The organism is Muribaculum sp. (assembly GCF_029051885.1).
Classification (GTDB): domain Bacteria; phylum Bacteroidota; class Bacteroidia; order Bacteroidales; family Muribaculaceae; genus Muribaculum.
On the sequence record NZ_JAIDKI010000112.1, the window covers coordinates 1 to 3,899 of the forward strand.

The window sequence follows — 3,899 nt, forward strand, 5'->3', positions numbered from 1 at the left end:
GTAAGGATGTGCATATATCTCAAGGCCTGATCTCATTATTGCCGATACCAATCAACCAATGATTCCGTTTCTCAAACGTATCGCCGACATATACTTCGCCCGTCATGCCGACTCGATGGACGATTTCTGCTTCGTATTTCCCAACAAGCGAAGCGCCACATTCTTCCGGCATTTTCTCAGCCTCCATGCCCAAACCGGCACACCGCTTATAGAACCGGAGGTAACTACCATCAGCGACTTTATAGCCGACTTTTCCGATTATGTAGTAGCCTCGCGATACGACCTGCTGTTTACGCTTTACAACCTCTACAACGGATTGTCGCCACAAATCGAAGAGTTTGACAGATTCGTATTCTGGGGCGATATGCTATTGAGCGACTTCAATGATGTAGACCGTTATCTGAGCGATGCATCGCAGCTGTTCCGCAATCTGAAAAATTACAAGGAAATAAATGCGGATTATCTCACACCACAGCAAAAGGAGATAATCAACAAATATTGGGGAGCACAGATACCGCTTGACAATATCGACCGTTTCTGGACACATCTTGACAATCCGCGAGAGCCGCATACCAACCGCGAATCGTTTATGCGACTCTGGGAAATTCTCGAGCCATTGTACCGACAGTTCCGCGAATCGCTTTCAGAGCGCGGACTTTGCTACTCGGGCATGCAATACCGCGAAGTTGCGGAAAAATTTGCCGAGATGACCCTTGACGACATACCATACCGCCGTATAATTCTGGTCGGATTCAATGTACTGTCGATTTCGGAACTCAGCATATTCTCTCGACTGCACGAAATGGGTATTGCCGATTTCTATTGGGATTATTCCTTCCCTGAAGAACTCCGCACCGACAATATGGCCACACACTTCATACGCAGGTATGTAAAGTTGTTCCCATCGCTATACGACATTACGGAAGAAGATACCACACGATTGCCGGAGATTGAAGTGATTGGCATACCATCGAATGTAGGACAGGTAAAATATACCGGACGGCTGCTTGAGCGCATGGTAGCCGACGGCCGCATCGCCAATCCGGATAACGCGATTGACACTGCTGTAGTGCTACCTTCGGAGGATTTATTCATTGAGTTGCTCCATTCACTCCCCGACTCTATTCCGTCGGTCAACATCACGATGGGGTATCCTATGAAACTGACCCCTGCGGCAGCCCTGATGCGCAGTGTGATGACCATGCACCTCAAAGCAAGGAAGATACGTGGCGCATGGTGCTTCTTCTACGAGGATGTGTGCGACGTCCTTGCCAATCCGCTGCTTGCGCGCATAGCCCCGGAGGTATGTGAAGATATCCGCAAGGATATCAGCAGTAAGCGCATGTTCAGCATACCGGCCGAATATCTACGCGACACATGGCAATCTGTCGGAAAGATATTTTATCCGGTCGATGACCTGCACTCAGGCACCGAGGTGTTTGATTACACACTGCAGCTTGTGTCGTTTCTCGAGCATGAACTGAAAATATTGCAATCGACTGACAGCAATACCCACCCTGAACAGAACTCGCCCGATATTCTTACCGACACCGCAGACAATGATTTTCTACTACTGCCTCCGGAAGCAGTGGAGGCACCGGGTCCGGTGACACTGGAAGTCGGATTCCTGTCGCGTTACCGCCAAAGCGTAGAACAACTCCGCGACACAGCGGCAAGATACCGGGTCACTATGCGCGAGGCTACTTTCTTCCACTTGATACGCAGTGTGGTAGATGCCGAAACAGTCAGTTTCACAGGAGAGCCGCTGAAGGGTCTGCAAATAATGGGCATACTCGAGACAAGGGCCCTCAACTTCGACAACCTGATAATATTGTCGATGAACGAGCGCATATTCCCCAAACGCCAGTTTACACGTTCGTTCATCCCCAACATCCTTCGCCGCTGCTTCGGCATGGCCACGATGGAGTTTCAGGAATGCATATTCGCGTATTATTTCTACAGGATGATATCGGCGGCACAGAATGTGACTCTTATATACGACACACGCACCGAAGCTCTGAATTCGGGCGACATGTCGCGATATATATATCAGCTGATACACCATTATCCTTCGACACATATGACGCTTAAGAGCGCAGCATTCAGTATGCCTGCTCCGACCCCGCCCAATGACATAGCCATTGCCAAGGACGAGAAACTGATGGAAATTATTGAATCGTACCGCGCTTTAGAGGGCACACGCCGATATCTGTCGCCATCGGCAATAAATACCTATCTCAGCTGTCCGCTTAAATTCTGCCTCCACTATCTCCGCGGCCTCAAAGATGAAGGAGAGGTCACCGACTATATGGATGAGAGCACTTTCGGAAGCGTGCTCCACCAAGTGGCGGAATACTCTTACAATCATTTGCGCGGCGCACGCAATGAGGTAACAGTGAGCGAGGAGATGCTCGACAAAATGGCCAATGATACTGTAGGCCTTGAAAAACTGATTACCTCGGCAATCAACCGCTACTTCTATCGTCTACCAAATCTGAATGACACCGGCAATCAGGATGACGAATATATAAATCCGACTCCGCTCAACGGAGAGGCGCGTGTGCTCGCCGACATCATGCTCATACAGATGAAGCTGCTTTTCCGCCTGGAAAAACGGCGTGCGCCATTTACTTTCATCCATGCCGAGCGTAAGTTCTCGACCTCCATCCCTCTATCGGAGAGTCTATCGGTAAATCTCCGCGGAGTAATCGACCGCATAGACCGTCGCGACGGAATAATCGAGATTATCGACTATAAAACCGGCAGCGACGATGTGAAAGTCGCAAATCTCAGCCACCTTTTCACTCCGGTCAACAATAGCAAAGAGCATCATAAGGCCATACTTCAGCTGTTCCTATACTGCAACGCATTGCATGTGGATATGAGATATGACGGTCCTATCAAGCCAATGCTGTTCAGATTCCGGAAACTTAACGCCGAGAAATCAATACCGGATGTGACGATAAACAACGCCACTCTGTCGGACTATCGCGAATTAAACAATGAAGTGCTTGGCGAGCTTGCCGAAAGGCTTGCTCCATTGTTTGACCCGACTGTACCCTTCTCCCCCACACCACATCCGGCCCACTGCCGTTTCTGCAATTATAAATCAATCTGCGGTCAGAATCTCTGATCCCACTCCCCTACAATGTATGGCCGGAATATATATACACATACCGTTCTGCCACTCTAAATGTGCCTACTGCGACTTCTTCTCTACCTCCGGAAGCAGAGGCAGAGCCACATTCGTAGAGTCACTGTCGCGAGAATGGAGTATGCGGCGTCACGAACTTGGCGATGCACACGTACGAACTATATATATGGGAGGAGGCACTCCGTCAATATTGTCGTGCAGCGAACTCAATGAAATCGCCTCTCTGCTGCCGAAATCAGATGTGGAAGAGTTTACCATAGAGGCAAATCCCGAAGATATCAGTGCTCGACACGTGGATGACATGATATCTGTCGGGATAAACCGAATAAGCATAGGCGTGCAGTCGCTAAATGACAGTGAACTCCAGGCTGTCGGGCGACGCCACTCTGCACAGGACGCAATTGAGGCAATCGCTACAATACGCAGGACAGGCATATCCAATATAAGCGCCGACCTCATCTATGGATTACCGGGACAGACTGCTGATTCCTGGCGCGATTCCGTGCTACGGCTATTGGACTGCGGCATCACCCACCTGTCGGCATATGCCCTGTCGTACGAGCCGGGGACGCGACTGTACACGATGCTTCAGGCCGGGAAAATCAAAGAGGCTCCTCAGGAACTGTCGGAGGAGATGTACAATATTCTCTGTGAGACAACAGCGCGACAAGGATTCTGCCATTACGAGATTTCAAATTTCGCCCTCCCCGGGATGCATTCGCGCCACAACAGTTCATACTGGGAC

2 protein-coding genes are annotated in these 3,899 nt (G+C 49.9%); both read left to right on the forward strand.

The features are described from left to right. Positions 1-58 precede the first annotated feature (58 nt). Positions 59-3,133 (forward strand): PD-(D/E)XK nuclease family protein, encoded by a 3,075-nt coding sequence (locus tag K2I50_RS04995; RefSeq protein WP_301025121.1) that lies wholly within the window; start codon positions 59-61, stop codon positions 3,131-3,133. A gap of 19 nt (positions 3,134-3,152) precedes the next feature. After that, on the forward strand, positions 3,153-3,899 hold a 747-nt coding region (gene hemW, locus K2I50_RS05000), incomplete at its 3' end, for a radical SAM family heme chaperone HemW (RefSeq protein WP_301025122.1).